The 21731-nt window shown below is 72.9% G+C and carries 16 protein-coding genes; 7 read left to right on the forward strand and 9 right to left on the reverse strand.

The window, feature by feature from the left end; genetic code table 11:
• Positions 1–19: 19 nt before the first annotated feature.
• Positions 20–955, reverse strand: coding sequence for an alpha/beta hydrolase (locus tag WMF20_RS43975; RefSeq protein ID WP_437607769.1), 936 nt, complete (start codon positions 953–955; stop codon positions 20–22).
• A gap of 459 nt (positions 956–1414) precedes the next feature.
• On the opposite strand from WMF20_RS43975, the gene WMF20_RS43980 reads away from it, so the two are divergent.
• Complete coding sequence (locus tag WMF20_RS43980) at positions 1415–3016, forward strand: amino acid permease (RefSeq protein ID WP_437607771.1); 1602 nt, start codon at positions 1415–1417, stop codon at positions 3014–3016.
• A gap of 60 nt (positions 3017–3076) precedes the next feature.
• On the opposite strand, the gene WMF20_RS43985 is transcribed toward WMF20_RS43980, so the two are convergent.
• Both WMF20_RS43985 and WMF20_RS43990 read right to left on the reverse strand, forming a co-directional pair.
• Positions 3077–4630 carry a carotenoid oxygenase family protein gene (locus WMF20_RS43985; protein WP_437607773.1) on the reverse strand — a complete coding sequence of 518 codons (1554 nt, stop codon included), beginning with the start codon at positions 4628–4630 and terminating at the stop codon, positions 3077–3079.
• Between the two features lie 66 nt (positions 4631–4696).
• Positions 4697–6286 carry an AgmX/PglI C-terminal domain-containing protein gene (locus WMF20_RS43990; protein ID WP_437607774.1) on the reverse strand — a complete coding sequence of 530 codons (1590 nt, stop codon included), beginning with the start codon at positions 6284–6286 and terminating at the stop codon, positions 4697–4699.
• Between the two features lie 722 nt (positions 6287–7008).
• Between WMF20_RS43990 and WMF20_RS43995 the strand changes: the two genes are divergently transcribed.
• The 3 genes from WMF20_RS43995 to WMF20_RS44005 all read left to right on the forward strand — a co-directional run bounded on the left by WMF20_RS43995 (position 7009) and on the right by WMF20_RS44005 (position 10394).
• Positions 7009–9066, forward strand: a complete 2058-nt coding sequence (locus WMF20_RS43995; RefSeq protein WP_437607775.1) for a TonB family protein — start codon at positions 7009–7011, stop codon at positions 9064–9066.
• Between the two features lie 57 nt (positions 9067–9123).
• Positions 9124–9654, forward strand: coding sequence for a TlpA family protein disulfide reductase (locus WMF20_RS44000; RefSeq protein WP_437607777.1), 531 nt, complete (start codon positions 9124–9126; stop codon positions 9652–9654).
• A 107-nt stretch (positions 9655–9761) separates the two neighbouring features.
• Positions 9762–10394 (forward strand): AMIN-like domain-containing (lipo)protein, encoded by a 633-nt coding sequence (locus WMF20_RS44005; RefSeq protein WP_437607778.1) that lies wholly within the window; start codon positions 9762–9764, stop codon positions 10392–10394.
• 69 nt (positions 10395–10463) lie between these two features.
• On the opposite strand, the gene WMF20_RS44010 is transcribed toward WMF20_RS44005, so the two are convergent.
• Together WMF20_RS44010 and mutM are read right to left on the reverse strand one after the other, a co-directional pair.
• Complete coding sequence (locus WMF20_RS44010) at positions 10464–11678, reverse strand: LysM peptidoglycan-binding domain-containing protein (protein WP_437607779.1); 1215 nt, start codon at positions 11676–11678, stop codon at positions 10464–10466.
• 93 nt (positions 11679–11771) lie between these two features.
• Complete coding sequence (gene mutM / locus WMF20_RS44015; protein ID WP_437607780.1) at positions 11772–12638, reverse strand: bifunctional DNA-formamidopyrimidine glycosylase/DNA-(apurinic or apyrimidinic site) lyase; 867 nt, start codon at positions 12636–12638, stop codon at positions 11772–11774.
• A gap of 73 nt (positions 12639–12711) precedes the next feature.
• Between mutM and recD2 the strand changes: the two genes are divergently transcribed.
• On the forward strand, positions 12712–15135 hold the full coding sequence (gene recD2 / locus WMF20_RS44020; protein ID WP_437607781.1) for an SF1B family DNA helicase RecD2: 2424 nt from the start codon (positions 12712–12714) through the stop codon (positions 15133–15135).
• 402 nt (positions 15136–15537) lie between these two features.
• Positions 15538–16671: a tetratricopeptide repeat protein gene (locus tag WMF20_RS44025; protein WP_129579853.1), complete on the forward strand. Its 1134-nt coding sequence runs from the start codon at positions 15538–15540 to the stop codon at positions 16669–16671.
• Positions 16672–16743: 72 nt separating this feature from the next.
• On the opposite strand, the gene WMF20_RS44030 is transcribed toward WMF20_RS44025, so the two are convergent.
• The 4 genes from WMF20_RS44030 to WMF20_RS44045 all read right to left on the reverse strand — a co-directional run bounded on the left by WMF20_RS44030 (position 16744) and on the right by WMF20_RS44045 (position 21200).
• Positions 16744–17586: an HAD family hydrolase gene (locus WMF20_RS44030; RefSeq protein ID WP_437607782.1), complete on the reverse strand. Its 843-nt coding sequence runs from the start codon at positions 17584–17586 to the stop codon at positions 16744–16746.
• Positions 17587–17670: 84 nt separating this feature from the next.
• The gene (gene rpmA, locus WMF20_RS44035; protein ID WP_129579855.1) at positions 17671–17928 is read right to left on the reverse strand and encodes a 50S ribosomal protein L27; all 258 of its coding nucleotides are present in this window, start codon (positions 17926–17928) and stop codon (positions 17671–17673) included.
• A gap of 14 nt (positions 17929–17942) precedes the next feature.
• Positions 17943–18251 carry a 50S ribosomal protein L21 gene (gene rplU / locus WMF20_RS44040; RefSeq protein ID WP_020740951.1) on the reverse strand — a complete coding sequence of 103 codons (309 nt, stop codon included), beginning with the start codon at positions 18249–18251 and terminating at the stop codon, positions 17943–17945.
• Positions 18252–18587: 336 nt separating this feature from the next.
• The gene (locus tag WMF20_RS44045) at positions 18588–21200 is read right to left on the reverse strand and encodes an ATP-dependent Clp protease ATP-binding subunit (protein WP_129579856.1); all 2613 of its coding nucleotides are present in this window, start codon (positions 21198–21200) and stop codon (positions 18588–18590) included.
• A 74-nt stretch (positions 21201–21274) separates the two neighbouring features.
• Between WMF20_RS44045 and grxC the strand changes: the two genes are divergently transcribed.
• Positions 21275–21574 carry a glutaredoxin 3 gene (grxC, locus tag WMF20_RS44050; RefSeq protein WP_437607783.1) on the forward strand — a complete coding sequence of 100 codons (300 nt, stop codon included), beginning with the start codon at positions 21275–21277 and terminating at the stop codon, positions 21572–21574.
• Positions 21575–21731: the final 157 nt, after the last annotated feature.

A 21731-nucleotide genomic window follows, 5' to 3' on the forward strand; every position in this document is an offset into this window, starting at 1 on the left:
GACGCCCGGGCCGCCGCGATCACGGCGCGCGCAACCCGCGCTGGACGCGCTCGTGCCAGAGCACCATTTCCACGCCTCCGGGCCCGCGGTTCCAGGCATAGTCGTGCGGTCCGGGCACAATGAGCAGATCGTGGGCGACGCCGTCCTGCCGCAGCCGATCGCTGATCGCCTGGATGGCGGGCAGGAAGGGGTCGGCCTCGCTCGACACGAGCCGCAGCGCGAGCGCGCGGCGCTCCATGGCCCGGCGCGCGAGGGCGGAGAACATCTCCGCCTCGCTCGCCCGCACCGCCGGCTGGAGGGCGCCGACCGCGCCGAAGGCCTCGGGGTGCGACAGGCCGACGAGCAGCGCGAGGCGGCCGCCGAGGCTCACGCCGTCGATCCCGGTCGCCTCGGGCGCCGTGAGGCAGCCGCTCTCGGCGCGCGCCCGCGGCAGGAGCCGCTCGACGACGAACCGCCCGAACGCCGCGGCCCCCTCGACGGAGCGGTCGCGGAGGTCGGGCGTGAACGGCGTGGCGATGCACAGCCCGCGGTAGGGGTGCTCGCCGAGCGAGGCGTTGAGCTGGGCGAGCCGCTCGCGCGTGACCATCTGCCCGAGGTCGTCCGGCGTGAGCGGCGGCGCGAGGATCCGCTGGAGGGTCGCGTCGAGGCGGTAGTCGTCGCGCCACCCGCGCGCGCCGGCCTCGGTGCCGCGCACCGCCTCCCCGCGCCCGTGCAGCGCGACGAGCAGCGGCAGCGGCGCCGCGGCCTCGGGCGCGAGCAGCAGCGCGCGCTGCGGGCCTTCGCCCTCTCCGGCCGGCTCGAAGGCGAGCTCCTTCCAGCGGGAGGGGGCCGCCTCTGCCGCCGCGGGCCCCGGCGGGGTCGGCGAGCTCTCGCGCCGGCACGAGGGCGCGGCGAGCGCGGCGAGGCCGAGCAGCGCGCGCCGGCGCGAGAGCGGGGGAGTCGTCGTGGTGGCCATGCGCGGCGAGGGTAGCAGCGGGGCCAGGCGGCCACCTCCGGCGGTCGCACGCACCGTGCTTGTCGTGGTTCCGGCTCACGCGCTAGCGTGCCGAACAGGTTAAAACTCGCCTGAATTCGATAGGATGCGCCACCCGCCGGACACGCCGCGGAGAAAGCGGGCAGGACACGGAGTGCGGGTAAGGAGAGAGACCGCAAGGGCGCGAGGGACGCAAGGGAGCAGAGATAAAATTGTTCCCTCTTCCCCTTGCGTCCCTTGCGCCGTTGCGGTCCTCTTCCAATCTGCTGATTTTTCTCTGAATTTTAACGTGATCGGTGTTCTAGGCACTCGCCGGCGCCCCCATGTACGCTCGTCTGCGCGGGTGAGCTCCCCGAGAGGGGCGCTCACCCGCGAGGCGCGCCGATCCCGACGGACTCCGTCGGTCACGAGCGCAAGACCGTCGAGGAAGGGGGACCGCTCATGAGCCGTGAGACGAAGGGGGACGTCGGGCCGCGCTCCGGCGACAAACCACACAGCGTCGAGGGCGTGATCGCCGAGGACGTAAAAACGCTCCACAGCATGGGCTATGCGCAGGAGCTCCTGCGCCGGATGGGGGGCTTTTCCAACTTCGCGATCTCGTTCTCGATCATCTGCATCATCGCGGGCGGCATCACCTCGTTCCAGATGGGGCTTTGCAGCGTCGGCGGGGCCGGCATCGGCATCGGCTGGCCGGTCTGCAGCGCGCTCTCGCTCTGCACAGCGCTCACGATGGGACAGGTCGCGTCCGCATTCCCGACCGCGGGCGGGCTGTACCACTGGGCCTCGATCCTCGGCGGCCGGGGCTTCGGCTGGGCCACCGCGTGGTTCAACCTGATCGGCCTCGTCACCGTCCTCGCGGCGATCAACGTCGGCGCCTACCTGTTCATCATGAGCTCGCTCGGCCCGCTGTTCGGCGTCGACATCGCGCAAATGACCCCGGATCAGGCCCTCTCGACGCAGATCGTCGGGGTCACGCTCATCACGGGGACTCAGGCGCTCTTCAACCACCTGGGGATCCGCGTCACCACCCTGCTCACCGACTTCAGCGGATACCTCATCCTCGTCGTCTCGGTGATCCTCACGCTCGCGATGCTCCTCCACGCGCCCCAGATCGACCTCGGGCGGCTCGTCACGTTCACGAACTACAGCGGCGCGAAGGGGGGCGACGTGTGGCCGGAGACGAACAGCATGACGATGCTGTTCCTCCTGAGCTTCCTCCTGCCCGCGTACACGATCACCGGATACGACGCGTCGGCGCACACCTCGGAGGAGACGATCGGCGCGGCGCAGACCGTCCCGCGGGGCATCGTCCGCGCGGTGCTCGTCTCCGGCGTCTTCGGCTGGCTCATGCTGAGCGCGATCGTGCTCGCGATCCCCGACATGGACCAGGCCGCGTCGAAGGGCGGCGGGGTCTTCTTCTGGATCATGGAGAGCGTCATCCCGGAGAAGCTCCGGATCGCGCTCTACGCCGGCATCTCGATCGCCCAGTACCTCTGCGGGCTGGCCACGGTGACGTCCGCCTCGCGCATGACCTTCGCGTTCGCCCGCGACGGGGGGCTGCCGCTCTCGGAGCAGCTCCGCAAGGTGAGCCCGAAGTTCCGCACCCCGGCGACCGCGATCTGGGTCGTCAGCGCGCTGACGATCGCCTTCACCGTGTACACGCCGGTCTACTCGACGATCACGGCCGTGTGCGTGATCTTCCTCTACATCTCCTATGTCATGCCCACGATGGCGGGCGTGCGCGCCTACGGCCGCACGTGGGTGACGATGGGGCCGTGGGACCTCGGCCCGCTGTACCGGCCGCTCGCGATCATCAGCGTCCTCGCGTGCCTGATGCTGATCGTGGTGAGCGTCCAGCCCCCGAACGACAAGGCCCTTGTCATCACGCTCCTCGTGTTCGCGCTGACGGCGATCGTCTGGTTCGCGCTGGAGCGCCGCCGCTTCCGGGGCCCGCCGCAAGGGGTGATGATCCAGCAGCGAGCGCAGGAGATCGCCGAGGCGGAGCGCGCCGTCGGCCAGGTCGGCGCGGGCGGCGGTCGGTAGCGACCCGGAGGCGCGCAGTCGGGGGCGCGGCGGTCAGCCGCGCAGTCGGGGGCGCGGCGGTCAGCCGCGCGCCACCCACGAGCCGTGAAAGCCATACGGGATCCGGTGCGGGCAGCGCAGCACCGCGACCGGCTCGCGCTCGATGTCGAGCGCGTCGAGGACGAGGAGGTCGCTTTGGTCCGTCTCGGCGCGGTACACCACGGCGAGCAGCCACCCCTCCCCCTCCGGCGCTCCCTCGCCGCGGGGCACGAACACCGGCTCGGACGTGAAGCTCGACCGACCGAGCTCGCGATAGCGCGCGCGCCGCTCGAGGTGGTCGACCAGGGCGATGGCGTTGTGGTGCCCCCGTCCGTCGCTGTCCCCGCGCCTGCACACCATCCAGCCGTAGCGGTACGGCCGCGCCGTGAACCGCGGATCGACGATCGGAAACTCCGCCGGCGCCTCGTCCAGCAGGGTCTCGCTGACGGCGCCCTTGTCGGGATCGATCCGGAGGCGGGTGAGCCGCCCTTCCGGGTTCTCCGTGAGCGGCGGGTTCGGGTTCTCCCCGCCGAGATCGAAGAGCGGGAGGCGCCCGTACCGCACCACGTCGAGCACGACGGAGCCGCCGTCGTCGAAGGCGTTCATCGTGTGGAAGACGAAGCAGGCGGGGAGATCGACAGTGCGCGCGGGCGCGCCCGGCTCGTCCCGCGGGATCACGATGAGGCGCGCGCCCTCCGAGGGCTCCCACCGGACGGGGTTCGAGGACTTCAAGTTCTCGTACCGCATGGTCGCGGGCAGGTGATAGAAGATCGCCCGCGTCGCCGTGACGCCGAAGTCGTGCATCATCGCCGGGAACGGCACGTCGATGTCGCGCGAGAAGCGGAGCGCGCCGTCCGCGGAGAAGGCGTAATAGGTGAGGTGCGGCGGCCGCGGCGAGGCGCCGAAGGTGTAGATGTCGCCCGTCTCCGGATCGACCTTGGGGTGCGCGACCATGCGGCGCGCCTCCAGCACGCCGCCGAACGTGAAGCGCCCGCGCGTGGCGAGCGTCTCGGGGTCGATCTCGTGCGCGGCCGAGCTCTCGACGAGCGTGAGCAGCCTGCCGGCGAGCCTGAGCACGTTCGTGTTGCTCCGGTCTTGCGCCCGCATGATCCGCCGCACCTGATCCTCGCGCGGCGGCAGCCCGAGCAGCCCGCGCACGCGGAGCTCGATGAGCTCGGAGGGCGTGAAGCCGAGCGCCTTCCAGCCCTCGACCGAGGTGCGCCGGCCGAAGCCGCGGAGGCCGCCGAAGAGCGCCCGGCCCGCCTGCTCCTCCCAGCGGAGCTTGTCCGTGCGGACCCAGCGACGGCGGTGCGCCACGCGCCCGCCGTCGAAGCGGAAGGCGTCCACCATGCCGTCGCCCTCGAACCAGTGATAGAGGACCGGATCGATCGGCTCGAACCGCGGCGCCGGTCCGATCCGGTAGAGCGTGCCGGCGAGCGCCGCCGGCACCTCTCCCGCCGCGAGCTCGAGCGAGGCGTGCTCCGTCTCGCTCCGGAAGGGGGCGTAATTCCCTTCGAGGAAGGGGTTGCGAAGGATCTTGTCGGGCGCGCGCTGCGGGCGCCCGAGCGCGCTCAGGATTCGGGACAGGGCGATCACGCACCGACGATAGAGGATGTCGCGCGCCGGGGCGACACCGAAGGTCAGCCGCCGGAAGGCGGCGAGTCAGCCGCCGGAGGGGCTGAAGAGGATAGGATAGGTCACGGTCACGATGCCCGCGTCCGGCGGCGGGAACGACAGCCCGTAAAACGAGCGCACCACGCAGGCGACCACGCCGGCGTCCGGCAGGTCGGAGCCGCCGTTCTGGACGCTGGAGACCGCGCCGTCACGGCCGATCGTGAAGCCCACCGCGACGCGCCCGGTGAGGTTCGGGCTATTGCGCAGCCCGTTCTCGTAGCAGAGCCGGAATCGACCGAAGTTCTGCCGCACGATGCGCTGGATGACCTCGGGCGGGATCCGGCCCGACACCGAGGTCGACCCGACCCCCATCCGCGGCGCGCTCACCTTGTGGCCAGGGCCATGGATGAAGCGCGACGCGCCGCCGCCCGGGCCGAAGCCCTGTCCGTCGCCGAGGCCGTTGCCGTGGCCGATGGTGCCGAGGGGGCCCATCCCGATGCCCGTGAAGCGCCCGCCGCCGCCCTCGCCGATGCCGGTCAGCCCGAGGCCCCCGGCGCCGCCCGACTCGTCGATCGTCTCGCCCCACAGGTTGCCGATCGCGCTCTTCGCCCCGTTGCCGAGCGTGTCGACGCCGCCCCAGGGGGCCGAGGGCGCGTTCGGATCGCCGAGGCCGGCCTGGAGCACGTTGATCATGCCGAAGCGCGCCGCGTCGTCGAGCGCCTGCGCCCGCGAGATCCGCACGTCGGCGTTGTCCTTCGGCCCCGCGATCTCGAGGCGCCCGTTCGTCTTCCGGCTCGTCGCGCTCCCGGCCTTGCCCGACTCGCCGATCGCGGCCGCGCCCGAGCCGCCCTCCGTGTCGTTCGGGCGGGTCGCCTCCGCGCCCTCGTTCGCCTCGGGCAGCTCCCGCTCCGCGGTCGCCGCGAGCGCCTGCGCCATGAGGTACGCCTGCTCCGCGCTCACGCCGCCGTCGTCGGCCATCGCCAGCGGGGGCATGAACGCGGCCATGGCCCCGAGCAGGCCGACGTGGACCAGCGTCGAGAGCGCGGTGAACGGCAGGCTCCGGCGGTCGAGGCTCACCTTGCCCGCGACGCGGCGGCCCGCGTTGCCCACGGCGACCTCGAAGCCGAAGTCGCCGAGGTCGAGCCGCGCGCGCGCGCCGAGCGGCAGCGCGATCCGCCGCGCCCCGCCGAGCGCGGCGTCCGGCGCGGCGCGGCCCGTCGCGATCGCCTGCGCGACCGTCATCTTGCAGCTCCCGATCTCGATCATCCCCGACGCGCCCGGCGGGATCACGGCGCTCACCTCGCCGTCGTCGCCGACGAGCACGAGCGGCGCCCTCGCCGCGCCCAGCCGCTCCGCCGGAAGGAAGAAGTCGCACGCGCCCTCTGCGCCGTCCCGCTCGCCCACGTGGAAGGAGCGCGGCGGGGTCAGGTGCGCCACGTGGATCAGGTTGCTCCCCCAGCGGATCAGCACCTCGACGGACAGCGCCTCGGTCTCGCACTCCGCGACGGGCACCTCGGGCGCGCTCTTGACCAGCGCGTACGTGTACGAGCCCTCCGGCGCGTCCGCGGCCACCTCGGGATCGCAGGCCGGAGACGCGCTGAAGGGCAGGTTGCCGAGAAACGGATTCGGGGATGCCATGCTCGGAGCCAACTTGAACGTATCCATCGGAAGCCAGGCCTTTCCCTGCGCGCGCGCGGCGTGGATCGCGCTGCGAGCGGTCTGAATGGAGCGAGCCCGCGAGGGCCCGCGCTCTGGCGTTCCCCGGCGCACGCGCGGCGAGCTTCACCGCTCTCTGCGTGCGCCGCGGAGCGCCGCGTCCACGCCCGGGATCGACAGCGCACCCAGCGCCAGGTTCCGGACCCGCGACGCGATTTCAGCGGCGCGATCGCGCCCGGGGCGTTGAACGAATCCCAGATTGCCGGCCCGCCGCCACGCCGCTCGGCGCGGCGGCGTGCCCCCTGCCCTCGCGGAGCGCGCCACCTCGGAGGGGCAGGCGCCGACGCCCGAGCCCCGGTGTGTGTGCGAAGGCGACCCTCGATGCGATGCGCGCTCGCGCGAGGTTGGCCAACAGACATGGAGTCGTCACGAAACACAGCCGTAAACTTCCGGTGCTCTCCGATGAACCGCGCCGCGCTCGCCGGCGCCGAGCAGCGTGAAGACGCGATCGAGCGCACCGCCGACAGCGCAGCAGACACAACCGCTCCGCGCCGCCGAACGAGCGGAGCCGCGCGGGGATCGCGAGGTGCGCAATCTGACGAGGCGACGAGGCGACGAGGCGACGAGACGACGAGACGACGAGACGCGCAAGACACGGGCGTTGGGGTAGCCGCGCCCCCGCCGTCGTGCGTATGATGAACGGCATGGGTGCGACCAGGAGCAGCGGTCAAGACCCGCTCATCGGCGCCACGATCGCCGGTCGATATCGGATCGTATCGCTCATCGCGCGCGGGGGTATGGGCAAGGTGTACAGGGCAGAGCAATCGGCCCTGGGACGGATCTGCGCCCTCAAGCTCCTCGTGCCCGACGAGCGCCGCGAGCAAGATCCGGAGTTCTTCCGGCGCTTTTCACGCGAGGCCGCGACCGCGGCGCGGCTCACCCACCCGAACTCCGTCACCGTCTTCGATTACGGCAGGGACGATCCGCGCGGCATTTATTTCATCGCGATGGAATACATCGCTGGCCGTACGCTGCACCGGGTGCTCCACGACGAGGGCGCGCTCCCCGAGGCGCGCGCGAGCCGGATCGCGCGGCAGATCTGCCGCGCGCTCATCGAGGCGCACGGCCTCGGCCTCGTGCACCGGGATCTCAAGCCGAGCAATGTGCTCCTCGTCGACCAGGGAGACGAGAAGGACTTCGTCAAGGTGCTCGACTTCGGCCTGGTCAAGGACGTCTCGGGGCAGGACCTGGACGATCTGACCCAGAAGGGCCTGTTCATCGGCTCTCCCAAGTACACCGCGCCGGAGCAGGCGATGGGCCACGATCTCTCGCCGCGCGCGGACATCTACGCGCTCGGCGTCCTGCTCTACGAGATGCTCTCGGGCAAGGTGCCGTTCGACAAGAAGGTGCCCACCGCGACCCTCATGGCCCACGTCAGCGAGCCGCCGCCGCCGCTCGCGGGGAGCGCTCAGGGCGCGCTCGTGTCGCCGGCGATGGAAGCCATCGTGATGCGGTGTCTCGCGAAGGACCCGGACAGGCGCTTCCAGTCGATGAAGGAGTGTCTCATCGCGCTGAAGAGCGCGGCCGGCGAGCCGATCGATCTCACGCGTGCCTCGGCGCCCGAGCGCCTGTCCGTGGCGCAGCTCGGCGGCGCGCTGCCCTCCGCGCCGTCGAGCTCGGGGCCGCGCCTCTCGGCCTCCTCGCCGTCGCCGAACGAACCGGGCGCGCCGCCCCGCGCCGGGGCGAGCGAGCCCGCCGCGCCGATCCGCCAGCCGCAGGGCGACTCGCTCTCTCCGGCCCAGGCGCCGCCGACCGTCAGCGGCTCCGTCGGCCCTGCTCGTCATGCGCCGGTGTCCGTCTACATCGTGGCGCTCGTCGCGGCGCTCGTCGGCGGGGGCATCGTGCTGGCGGTCACCGGGCACGTGCGCTGGCGCGCTCCGGACGCCGCGAGCGCCCCGGCCGCCGTCCAGCCCGCCCCGGTGCCGCTCGCCATGCCGGCCGAGGCCTCGGCGGGCCATGAGCCCAGCGCGGCGGCCGAGTTCAGGATCGTGAGGATCGAGAGCGCTCCGCCCGGGGCGCGCGTGTCCGACCGGGGGACGGAGGTCTGCCTGGCGACGCCGTGCCGGCTCGTGCTGCAGGGCGCCGGGACCACGGCCGAGTACCGGCTCACCCTGACCAAGCCCGGCTACAAGTCGGCCGTGCTGGTCGTCCGCCCCGAGGACGAGACCGCGGCGGCGGAGCTCGAGGCGCTCGCCGCGGCGGCACCGGCGCCGAGCCCGCAGGCCGCGGCGAGCGCGCTCCCGGCGCCGCCGACGGAGCCGCCGAGCGCCGTTCCGCCGAGCGACGGTCCGTCGCCGAGCGCCGGGCCCGTCGCTGCCGGGCCGAGCGTCGCCCAGCCGGCCGCGATCGCCCCGCCGGAGCCTCCGGTGGCCGGGGGCGCCGCGGCGCCGGCCGCGCCGGGGCCAGCCGCGCCCGAGATCCTGCCTTTCCAGGAGGGGATGACGCGCCCCGTGCCGATCGTCGCGCCCGCGGTCGTCTACACGCGGCAGGCGCGGCAGGCGCGGGTCGAGGGGACGGTCCTCGCGAAGTGCGTGGTGACGACGGCCGGCAGCCTCACCGGCTGCCGGATCGTCAAGGGCGTGCCCCACATGAACGAGGCGGTCCTCGAGGCGCTCGCGGCGAGCCGCTACAAGCCGGTCACTTATCAGGGCCGGCCGGTCAACGTCGACTACGTGTTCTCGCTCAAGCTCGTGCTCCCCTGAGGCGCTGGCGCAAGCGGCCGCCGTGAGCAAGACCGTGGCCGAAAGGGAGGCGACGACGTGAACGGTCATGGCCGGAAGGGGTTGGCTGGCGCCGGGCTGGTGCTCTGTCTCGCGGCGCTCCTCGGCTGCTCGCGGGAGGAGAGCTCCTCGCCGGCCGCAGGGAGCGGCGTCGCGCGGCCGGCGGCGCTGCGGGCCGAGGTCGAGCTCGCGCCGGACGGCGGCGAGGTGCCGGCGCTGGTGCAAGCGGCGCGGGAGCGCGCCCGGCGGGAGGGGCGCGAGCTCGTCGTCTACGTGGGCGCGCCGTGGTGCGAGCCGTGCACGAGGTTCCACGACGCCGTGAAGGCGGGCCGGCTCGACGCGGCGTTCCCGGCGCTGCGCCTGCTCGAGTTCGACCTCGACCGCGACCGGGATCGGCTCGCCGAGGCCGGTTACGCGTCGAAGATGATCCCGCTGTTCGTCGTGCCCGGCGAGGACGGCCGGGGGACACCCTTCCGCATCGAGGGGTCGGTGAAGGGCGAGCGCGCGGTGGACGAGATCGTGCCCCGGCTCGCGGCGATCCTGGCCAGGGCGCAGGCGCCCTCGCGGTGATCCTCGACGGCGCGCGCCGGCCCCGCCATCGCTCGAGATACCCGCGGCGCCGCGCGCCGTCTCGTCGCGGTGGACGTTCGGCGGCCGCGGCGCCATGAAAGCCCCTCATGAGGACCGCCGACCTCCTGCTCGCCGCCGCAACCGTGTCGCTCGCCGCGGGCTGCCGCGGCGGCGCCGGCAACGAGCCTGCTCAGCCCATCCCGCAGGTGACGCCGATCGACACGCGCCCCGAAGGGCCGGCCGTGGACGACGAGCCGCCCACGCCGCGGCCTCCGAAGGCGGCGGATCCCACGAGCACCGACACGTTCGAGGGCACCGCGGGCGCCACCGACAAGCCGCGCGCCGGCGCGAAGGTCGCGATCCTGCGCGACGTGCGCGCGGCCCGGCACGAGCACTACGACCGCGTCGTGTTCGAGTTCGAGGGGGACGCGGTGCCGGGCTACCACGTCGACTACATCGACAAGCCGGTGCGGCAGTGCGGCTCGGGCGAGGCGACCGAGATCGCCGGCGACGGGTGGCTCGCCGTGCGCATGACCCCCGCCGCCGCGCACACGGACGAGGGGAAGGCCACGATCCCGTTCCGCGAGCGGAAGCTCGCGCTCGGCGTGGCGCTGGAGCTCGAGCGGACGTGCGACTTCGAGGCCGAGGTGACGTGGGTGCTCGGGGTCTCCTCGCCGAACAAGTACCGCGTCCTCGAGCTCACCAAGCCGGCGCGGCTCGTCGTCGACGTGAAGCACTGAGCGGGGCGGAGGCCGCGCCCGCGGGCCGGCCGCGCCCCGGAGGGCCGGCAGCGGAGCCCCTCCCGCAGCTCAGCCGCCCAGCGACGGCCCGGCTTCCTCGTGGCGCACCGGCCGAGACGCCTCCGCGGCCCGCGGCGGGGGCAGCCGGCGCGGCGGCACGACGACGTGCTTCGGCGGGGCGGCGGGGCCGCTCGACGGCCGCGGGATGTTGTAGACGCGCTTCGCCTGGATCGCCGTGGAGCGCAGGCCGTTGGCCCGCTTGATCGCCTCCACCGTGGTGCCGTACTGCCGGGCCAGCGAGCCCAGCGTTTGCCCCTTCTTCGCGGTGTGCCGCACGTACTGCGCCGTCGGCTTGATCGCCCCGCGCTTCACGAGCAGCGGGTACGCGCGCACGGCCGACTCCTGCGCGACCGGGCTGTAGAACCGGATGTGGATGTGGTTCGCGTGCCCCCGGGCATGGCGGATGAGCGCGCGCGGCTTCCTCGACCCGTACTGGAAGACCTCGTCGAGCCAGTCCCTGTCCTCGCCGATCTTCAGCGCGTGCTCCTTGAGCAGCCGCTGCACGCTGCTGTCGATGAGGATGAGCTCCACGTCGGTCTCGGTGATGAGCGCCCGGACGAAGGCCCAGGTGCGCTCTCGATCGAGGTTCGCCGCCGTGGCCCGCTGATACCAGCGGTGCCGCGCGTCGAGGAAATAGCTGATGTCGACGTCGCGCCCGGCCTGATGGCTCTTGTGCGGAGAGAGCCGGCCGCCGTCCCTGGCGCTGATGTGCCCGATGTAGAGCTTCGGGCTCCCCGGGAACTGCCGGTGCACCTCCGCGATCGCCCGGTCGAGCGCGTCGACCGTCTCGCGCGTCCCCCAGGCGTGGCCCGGATCGACGAGCTCCCACCGGTCGCTCTCGGGCATCCGGACGCCGTTGAACAGCGCGCCCGCGTTGGTGGCCCCCACCGACATCGGCCCCAGCGCCGCCGGGTCCTTCGCGAGCAGCTCCTCGATCTGGGCCTCGGTCATCGCCGCGAGCGGCGAGTGCGCGCGCGTGCCGGCGGCCGGATCCACCGTCGGATCCAGGCCGTCGCCGACCTCGGCGCCGTCCTCGTCCACCTCGTCTTCGTGCTCGTGCGCGTCCGCGGCCTCCTCCGCCGCTGCCCCGGGCGCCGGCGCGCCGGCGCCCGGCTCCACGGAGACCGAGGCGGTCGCGCGCAGCAGGCGGTCCTTGGACCGCGCCGCCTCCGGCGCGCTCCCGGCACAGCCCGCGAGAACGAGGGCGCAGAGGACGGAAAGCAAGGTGCTGCGGCCCATCGCGGGGCCACTATACCGGCACGAAGATGTCACGCCAACCGCGGCCCCGCGGCGCAAATCCCTTCGCGCGACGGGTGTTCAGCGCCGAGGCGCCCCGCGCGGCCCTGCCCGCGCCCGCGCGCGGCCGCGCTCCGGCTGGCAACGCGGGCAGAAGGCGCTGGAGCGGCCGCCGATGGCGCGCGTCTCCAACGCCGCGCCGCAGCGTGGGCACGGCTCGCCGGCGCGCGCGTAGACAAGGAACGGGTTCGGCGTCGCGCCGGACTCGGACAGGTAAGCGATCTCCCCCGCGCCGATCGCCCCGAGCGTGTGCGCGATCGAGTCCAGGGCGCCCGCGGCGATCGCGGCCACCTCCGCGCGCGCGAGGGATCGGCCCGGCCGCGCCGGGTGCACGCCGGCCCGGAAGAGCGCCTCGGTCGCCTGGATGTTGCCGAGGCCGGCGATCACCGCCTGGTCCATGAGGATCACCTTCACGGCGCGCGCGCTCGCCCGCGCGCGCCGCGCCAGGTCGTCCACGTCGATCCCGTCGCGCAGCGGATCCGGGCCGAGCGCGGCGATCTCGGGGATCTCCCCCGGCGAGACGCCGCGCAGGACCGCGAGGCGGCCGAGGAGCCGCGGATCGCTGTAGTGGAGCACGCTCCCCGAGGCGAGCAGCAGCCGGGCGCGGCTGTGCGCCGGCGCGGGCTCGCCCGGCGAGCGGCGCACCCACTTGCCGGTCATCCCGAGGTGGCTGAGCAGCACCACACCGGCGTCGAGCTCCAGCGCGAGGTACTTGCCGAAGCGCGTGAGGCGCTCGAGCGCGCGGCCCGGGAGATCGCGCTCGAAAGCGTCGCGGCTCGAACCGCGGAACACGCGGGTGCGGTCGCCCTCGGCGGACGCGATCCGGTCGCCCGCCAGGAAGCGGCGCAGCGAGGCGGCGGCGTGCTCGACCTCGGGGAGCTCCGGCACCCGCGAGGCGTATCACGCGCCGCGGCGCACGAGGGCGTTGCCGCGGACGGGCCGGCGGCTACATGCTGCCCTCGTGCAAGGGTCCCAGCGGAGCGGCCGCCCCGATCGGGCAGCCCGGGGGGCAGCCGCGCCGGCGCCGCCGGCGGACGGCGCGCCGCGCCCGCACGAGCGCGGCGAGCGCCCCGGCGGGGCCGGCGAGCGCCCGGCGGGCGGCGGGGGCCAGCAGCGGCTCTTCTCGGCCAGGGAGGCGGCGGGCAACGGGCCCGCGACGGTCGAGGGCGAGGTCGCCCGCGTCACCTACGAGAACGAGTCGAGCGGCTTCCGGGTGCTGCGGGTGGAGGTCGCCCCCGGCGCCGCCCCGGAGGTCTGGGTCGGGGTGTTCCCGCAGGTCGTCCCCGGCACGCGCGTACGCGCGACGGGGCGCTACGAGCGCGATCCGAAGCACGGCGAGCAGCTCAAGGTCGAGACCCTGCTGCCGATCGCCCCCGCCACGCTCGATGGGCTCGAGCGCTACCTCGGGTCGGGCATGGTGCAGGGCATCGGGCCGGCGTACGCGAAGCGGATCGTGGAGGCGTTCGGCGCCGAGACGCTGGAGATCCTCGACCGGTCGCCGGAGCGGCTCGCCGAGGTCCCCGGGCTCGGCCAGCGCCGGGCGCAGGCCGTCGCGAAGGCGTGGGCGGCGCAGCGGGCGATCGGGGCCATCATGATCTTCCTCCAGGCGCACGGCGCCTCCCCGGCGCTGGCGAGCCGCATCTACAAGCGGTTCGGCCCCCACGCGATCGACATCGTCTCCCGCTCGCCGTACCGGCTCGCGCTCGACGTGTGGGGCATCGGCTTCAAGACCGCCGACCGGATCGCGCGCTCGATCGGCGTCCGGGCCGACTCGCCCGAGCGGGCGCAGGCGGGCGTGCTGCAGACGCTGGTCGACCTGTCGACCCGCGGGCACACGCTGGCGGAGCGGCCGGAGCTCGCGGAGCTCGCCGCGGCGATGCTCGAGCGCGACGCCGCCGAGGTCGACGGCGCGATCGACGCGCTCGCGGCGAGCGGCCACGTGCGCGTCGAGGCGCTGTCGACCGGCGAGGTGGCCGTCTACCCGAAGGACCTCTACGAGGCCGAGGTGCGGCTCGCGCGCCGGATGCGCTCGCTGCTCGGGGGCGACGAGGACGGCGCGGCCGGCGACGCGCGCCTCGCGGAGGGCGTCGACGCGGCGATCGCCGCGTTCGAGGAGAAGACGAAGGTCTCGCTGGCGCCCGCGCAGCGCAGCGCCGTGGAGCAGGCGGCGCGGAACAAGGTGCTGGTCATCACGGGCGGCCCCGGCGTCGGCAAGACGACCATCGTCCGGGCCGTCCTGGCGCTCTTCGACCGCGCCCGGCTGCCGGTGCGGCTCGCCGCGCCCACGGGCCGCGCCGCCAAGCGGATGAGCGAGGCGACCGGGCGCGAGGCGGTCACGCTCCACCGCCTCCTGGAGTTCGATCCGAAGCAGCGCAAGTTCGGGCGCCAGCGGGGCCGCCCGATCGAGGCGGCGGCGATCGTGGTCGACGAGGCGTCGATGCTCGATCTGGCGCTCGCCGACGCGCTCCTCCAGGCCACGTCCGACGCGGCGCGGCTCGTGCTGGTGGGCGACGTCGACCAGCTGCCGTCGGTCGGGCCGGGCGCGGTGCTGCGGGACGTGATCGCCTCCGGCGAGGTGCCCACGGTGCGGCTCACGCAGATCTTCCGGCAGGCCGAGGGCAGCCTCATCGTCCGGAACGCGCACCGGATCCACGACGGCGAGCCGCCGGAGGGCGCGCGCGGGCCCGGCGGCGAGTTCTACGTCATCGAGCGGACCGAGGCCGAGGCGGCGGCGGAGCTGATCCTCCACCTCATGACCGAGCGCATCGGCAAGGGGTTCGGGCTGGACCCGCGGCGGGACGTGCAGGTGCTGACGCCGATGCACAAGGGCGAGGCCGGCGCGATCGCCCTGAACGCGCGGCTGCAGGCGGCGCTGAACCCCGAGGGCCCGACCGTCACGCGCGGCGCGCGGACGCTGCGGCTCGGCGACAAGGTGATGCAGCTCCGCAACGACTACGACCGCGAGGTCTACAACGGCGACGTGGGGTTCATCACGGAGGTGAACGCCGAGGAGCGGAAGCTCCAGGTGCGCTTCGACGATCGCGAGATCAGCTACGAGGAAGCGGAGCTCGACGAGCTGACGCTCGCCTACGCGACGAGCATCCACAAGAGCCAGGGGAGCGAGTATCCGGCGGTGATCGTGCCGATCCTCACCCAGCATTTCGTGATGCTCTCGCGGAACCTGATCTACACGGCGGTGACGCGCGGCAAGCGGCTGGTGGTGCTCGTCGCGGATCCGCGGGCCGTGTCGCTGGCGCTGGCGGAGACCCGGAAGGAGGAGCGCCGCACCCACCTGGCGGAGCGGTTGCGCAGCGCGGCGCCGGCGCGCTCCGGGCCGGCGCGCGAGCTCAAGCCGGCCCTCGCCGCGGACCCGGGACTCGACTAGGACGGCGCGCGGAGCAGGGAGAGGGCGAGCGACATGAGCGTCCGTGACGGCGAGAGCGACAGCGAGCACGACAGCGATCCCACGAGCGACGGCGAGCCGCGCGGCGCAGCGACGGCAGCGGCGACGCAAGCCGCAGCCCGGCTGGCCCCGGGCGCGGGGAGCGCGGCCAGATTCACTGGAATTAACGCCGGGATCTCGGGTGGAAACACGAGCGGACCGAGCGCGGCGCGGGGTCGTGCTCTCCGAGCTCCCCCGTTGCCCGGGTGGGCCCTCCCTGCTAGCGTTCGCGCCCCTTCTACACGAACTACGGCCCCCATCAATTTGGCGCGCAGGGTACCGGGGCGAGGCTGGGTGATGCCTGCGCCTCGGCGCGCGTGGGGAAGAGATCTCGGAGCATCGACGATGACGACGAACGGACAGCAGCAGGCGGCTGGGCTCAATATCGCGGGAGGGGCAGCGATCGTCGCGCCCGTGAGCGCATTCCCGAACGGCGTGCCGGGGAACGCGCTCATCGTCATCCCGGTGAACAAGCCGACCGATGAGCTGAAGGGTCTGATCGAGAAGGGCCCCGCGGCGGTGACCCTCGATCAGATGTGGCAGCTCCTCGGCTTCAACGGGCCGGCGGTGCAGGTGCAGGACGATCAGGGGCGCCCGATCGCGATCGGCCTGGAGGACCTGCTCGCCGGCCTCGAGAAGCACTGGACCGAGCAGCCCGACGATCTGAACCGCGGGCGCATCTACGCGCAGGAGCTCCTCAAGCACAACCGGCTGCAGCGCGCCGAGCAGGTGCTCTCGAAGGTGGTCGCGAAGGGCGGCACGGGCGACGACTGGCTCGCGCTCGGCATCGCGCAGCTCTCGCAGGACAAGCACGACAAGGCCGAGGGGACGCTGAAGGGCGCGCAGAACCTGCTCAAGGACAACCCCTACCCCTCGCTGCACCTCGCGAAGCTCTACCAGGCGCGCAAGGAAGACGAGAAGGAGCGCGAGTTCATCGAGAAGGCGATCGCGATCGACGTCGAGTGCATCGACGCGTGGGCCTACCTCTTCCAGTACCTGAAGCAGCGCGGCGACGAGGCGAGCGCGGTCGCCGAGATCGAGAAGTTCTCGGCCGACAAGAAGACGCCGGCGCCGTACATCGCGATCCAGGGCTTCTACGCGGCCAACGAGGAGACGCGGGACAAGGCGGTCGAGTACGCCAAGAAGGCGGTCGCGCTCAACCCGGACAACCCGCTGGCGCTGCTCTGTCTCTCGGCGCTGTACGGGCAGAAGAACGACCTCGAGGCGGTGGTCCGCCTGCTCCAGCCGCACGAGGCGAAGATGAGCCGCGACGTGCGCCTGGCCAACAACTACTTCGAGGCGCTGTTCCAGTCGCGCCAGCTCGAGAAGGTGACCAAGCTGCTGAACGCGCTCGCGGGCTCTCCGAACAAGGAGGTCAAGCAGTTCGCCATCGAGCGCTCGCGCGCCGTCGCGCAGTACCTGCAGCAGCAGCAGCAGCAGCTCGCCGCCGCGGCCCAGCCGGCGCAGCGCAAGGCCTGACACAGAGCTCCGCGCGGGGAGCGCCGAGCAGCGCTCCCCCGCCGCCCGCCGGCGCTCGCCGCCGCCCTCGGCTCAGCGACCGAAGGCGCGGCGGATCGCCTCGGCGATACCGCCGCCGCGCAGGCCGTCGGCCTCCAGGCGGTCGGTCGCCGCCTGCTTCACGTCCTCGGGCGCCTGCGCCATCGCGAACGATCGCCCCGCGACCTCGAACATCGGCAGATCGTTGAGCCAGTCGCCGACGACGACCACGTCCGACGTCGCGCAGCCGTAGTGCTCCGCGAGCCACGCGATCGCCGTCCCCTTCGTCGACCCGGACGCGCGGACCATCATGGCCCAGATGCTCGTGTGACCGTCGCGCAGGAACGGGAACGAGACGACGAAGGCCGCCTCACCGAGCTCGGACCGGACCTCCTCGACGGCGGCCGTGACCTGGAGCTCGGTCCCGATCGCCACCAGCGCGAGCAGCCCGTGCTCGTGCTCCCAGTACGGGTGCGACGAGACGCGCTCGACCTCGGCGATCGCGTGCGACCAGCCGCGGACGTAGTGGACGTGCGGCGCGCCGGTCGCGTCGTGGACGATGCTGTCCTGCGCGAAGAGGAACGACGCCGTCGCGTGCCGCTCGGTGATCGAGCGCAGCAGGGCCGCGTGGGCGCCGGAGATCGTGCGCGAGTACAGGTGCGCGTCGCCCTCGGTGTGCACGATGTGGCTGCCGTCGACGCACGCGATGGGACCGAGCACGCCGATCCGCCGCGCGACCTCGCGCGTCCCGGAGTACAGGCGCCCGGTCGCGATCGAGACCGGGATGCCGGCGCTCTGCAGCCGCTGGATGGCGAGGAGATCTTCGTCGTGGATGGAGCCATCGCGCCGGACGAGGGTCCCGTCGACGTCGAGGGCGAGGAGCTTGTAGGTCGTCACCGCGTTTGGGTGAAACGTGAGCGCGCGGAGCGCAACAGGCGGGACGCGAGAGGGCGGCTCATGAGGCCGCCCGGAGCCGGGAGCTCAGGACGCCGGGTAGACCGACACCTGCTTCTTGGTGTTGGACTTCCACTCGTACGTCACGACGCCATCGACGAGGGCGAAGAGCGTGAAGTCGCGGCCGGTGCCGACGTTGTGGCCGGCGTGGATCGAGGAGCCGACCTGCCGGACCAGGATGTTGCCAGCGCGCACGGGCGAGCCGGCATACACCTTCACCCCACGGCGCTGCGCGTTCGAGTCGCGGCCGTTCCTGGAGGAGCCGCCGCCTTTTTTGTGAGCCATGTCTACTTCTCCTGCTAGGCGGTGATGCCGGTGATCTTGAGCTCGGTGTACGGCTGACGGTGGCCGTTCTTGCGGCGGTAGTTCTTCCGGCGCTTGAACTTGAAGACCACGATCTTCTTGCCGCGGTCCTGCCCGGTGATCTCGGCCGCGACGGAGGCGCCGCTCACGAGGGGCTTGCCAATCTTGGGAGAGTCGCCGCCGACGAGGAGCACCTCGCTGAAGGTGACCTTGTCACCGGCATTGCCGGCAAGCTTCTCGACCCGGAGCTTCTGACCTTCGGCGACCCGATACTGCTTGCCGCCCGTCTTGATGACCGCGTACATGGTGCGTCTTCCTCAACCTTGGGACCGCGATCCCTCACCTTACGCCACGCATTGGCCCTCGAGCCGAGGGCCCGGTGAGCGAGGGAGCGGCAGTATACGGACCTTGCTTCGCTTGGCAAGAGGTTCGCAGCGCGGTCCGCCCAGGTTCTTCGCCCGGAGAGCCGGCCGCGCGCACCGGCGCTGTAGAGCCCGAAAATCGCCCGCCTCCGCGGCTCAGCCCGAGCGCCGGCCGCGATCGTGCCGCGCGTCCGGCCGCGGGCGCGCAGCTCCCCGCCCCTGCGGCGCCGGCCGCGGTCGCGTTCGCCGCGCGGCCCGCTCGGGCCTGGCGCGCTCCCCTCACGCCTTGGTGAAGACGAACTTCTCGTCGCTCACGTCGACCCGCATCGTCTGGCCGGGCTGGTATCCGCCGGCCAGGATGGTCTCGGCGAGCGGGTTCTGGAGCTCGCGCAGGATCGCCCGCTTCAGCGGGCGCGCGCCGAGGCTGGGCTCGTAGCCGAGCTCGACGAGCCGCGCCTTCGCGGCGTCCGTGAGCGAGAGGCGGATGTCCTTGTCGGTGAGCAGCTGCTCGAGGCGGCGGAGCTGGATGTCCACGATGCCCCGGAGGTCGTCCTTGCTGAGCGCCTTGAACACGACGATGTCGTCGATCCGGTTCAGGAACTCCGGGCGGAAGAACCCGCGCAGCTCCTCGAGCAGGACGTCGCGGATCGCCTCGCGGCCGTCCTCCGTGGTCCACAGCTTGGCGTCGGTCTCGAGCACGCGCTTCGACCCGATGTTCGAGGTCATGATGACGACCGTGTTCGAGAAGTCGGCGAGCCGCCCGCGGCCGTCCGTGAGCCGGCCGTCGTCGAGGATCTGGAGCAGCAGGTTGAACACGTCCGCGTGCGCCTTCTCGACCTCGTCGAACAGGAGCACGCTGTACGGCCGGCGCCGGGCCGCCTCGGTGAGGAAGCCGCCCTGCTCGCTGTCCGCGTAGCCCGGGGGCGCCCCGATCAGGCGCTGGGCCATGTGGCGCTCCATGAACTCGCTCATGTCCATGCGCGTCAGCGCCTGCTCGTCGTCGAACAGGAACTCGGCGAGCGCCTTCGCGAGCTCCGTCTTGCCGACTCCGCTCGGCCCGAGGAACAGGAACGAGCCGATCGGCTTGCCCGGATCGCGCAGGCCCACGCGCCCGCGGCGCACCGCCTTCGCGATCGCGCGCACCGCCTCGTCCTGGCCCACCACCCGCTGCGCGAGCCGCTCCTCCATCTTGAGGAGCTTCTCGGCCTCGCCCTCGAGCATCTTGGCCACCGGGATGCCGGTCCAGTCGTTGAGCGTCGCCGCCACGTCCGACTCGCTGACGACGTTCGAGGTCGGCGCGACCCCCTCCCGCTGCGCGGCCTCCTCGGCGGCCTGGAGCCGCCGCTTGATCTCCGGGATGGTCACGTGCTCGAGCTCGCCGATCTTGGCGAACGCCTTGTCGCGCTGGGCCACCTTCAGCGCGTCGGTCGCGGCGACGAGCTCCCGGCGGATGGCCTGGCACGCGGCGATGACGCCGCGGCGCGACTCGTTGCGGCTGCGCATCGCCGACGCCTTCGGCTCGATCTCCGCGAGCTCCGCCTCCAGGCGCGCGCGGGTCTGGACGCTGAGCTTGTCGTCGTCGTCGGCGAGCGCGGCGATCTGGGCGCGGAGCGCGTCGACGCGCCGGCTCAAGGCGTCGAGCTCGGCCGGCACGCCGTCGACCTCCACCCGCTTGCGGGCCGACGTCTCGTCGAGCAGGTCCACGGCCGTGTCGGGGAGCGCGCGATCCGAGATGTACCGCTTGGCCAGCGCGACCGCCGAGGCGATGGCGCTCTCCCCCACGCGGACGCGGTGGTGGGCCTCGTACTTCGTCGCGATCCCGCGCAGGATCTCCGTCGCCTGATCGATGCTCGGCGCCTCCAGCGTGATCGTCGAGAACCGGCGGATGATCCCGGGGTCGCGCTCGTTGATCTTGCGCACGCCCTCCGGCGTCGTGGTGGCGATGATCCGGATCTCCCCGCGCGACAGGAGCGGCTTCAGGAGCTCGCCGACGCCGGCGCCCTGCACCCCCTGCCCGAAGAGCGCGTCGAGGTCCTCGACGACGAGGATGCTCTCGGCGTCCTGCGCGCCGCGCAGGCGGTCGACCAGGACCTTGAGGCGCTGCTCGATCTCGCCGCGGAGCTTCGCCCCGGCGACGAGCGCGCCGGTGTCGAGCTCGTAGAGGTGGGCGCCCGCGAGGTTGGTGGGCACGTCGCCGTGGGCGATCCGGTCGGCCAGACCCCGGATGAGCGCGGTCTTGCCCACGCCGGGCTCGCCGACGATGAGCGGGTGGTTCTTGAACCGCCGCTCGAGGATCTGCAGCAGGCGGCGCGCCTCGACGTCGCGCCCGATGACCGGATCGAACCGCCCTTCGCGGGCGTCGGCGACGAGGTCCCGGGTGTAGGGCGCGGGCTGACCGGGCTCCGACGCGCTGGACGCCGCGGGCGAGGGCTCGCGCGAGGCCGCCTCGAGCGCGCCGAGGTGGGGCCGGAACGCGCCGGGGCCGATGCCGAACGAGGAGAGGATCTCCCCCGCAGGCCCGCGGATCTCCTGCGCGAGCGCGTGGAGCAGGTGCTCGATGCCCACGCTCGCCGATTTGTCCCGCGTCGCCTCCCGCTCGGCGCGCCCGAGGAGGTCGAGCAGGCGCGGGCTGACGTACGCGACCCCGCTGCCCGCCTTGGACAGCTTCTTCAGCGCGTTCTCGGCGAGCTGGAGCACCTCGTTCGGATCGGCCCCGGCCCGCCGAAACACCTCGGATACCCCCCGGTCACGCTCCAGCAGCCTCATCAGCAGGTGCAGCGGCGTGACCTCGGCGTGCTGACGCTCGTCCGCGATCTGCTGGGCGCCGGCGACGACCTGCTTCGCGTCGCTGGTGTAGCGATCGAGGTGAATCGTCCCCTCTTTCTCGGCCATGCGCGCAGCCTACCGCAAGGTGGAGCCCTGTGCGCTTGCATCTTTGGCCGTCCCGGGAAAGGAAAGAGGACGAGATGCCCATGCAAGCAGCCGACGTCACCATCTACGTCACCGAGTACTGCGGATACTGCGCCATGGCGAAGCGCCTGCTGAGCCAGAAGCAGGTGCAGTTCACGCAGATCAACGTGGAGGGCCGGGACGACCTCCGCGCCTGGCTGGTCAAGGCCTCCGGGCAGCGCACGGTCCCCCAGATCTTCATCAACGGCGTCAGCGTCGGCGGGTTCAGCGAGCTGTCCGCCCTGGAGAAGCAGGGCCAGCTCGATCCGCGCCTCGCCGAGGCGCCGAGCCCGGACGCCGCCGCCCTGCCGCGCTGAGAGAGGGGCGGCCGATGTGCGACGGAGCCCCTCGCCCGGCGCACCCCTGGCCGCCCCCGCCGGCGAAGGTGCACCCTGGCGGGGGTAGGTGATAAGCTGCCGCGCAGGGAAGGGGCGCAGCTTTCTTTGATACGGTTCGTCCATCGGGCCTCCTAGC

This window comes from Sorangium sp. So ce834 (genome assembly GCF_051521425.1).
Classification (GTDB): domain Bacteria; phylum Myxococcota_A; class Polyangia; order Polyangiales; family Polyangiaceae; genus Sorangium; species Sorangium cellulosum_D.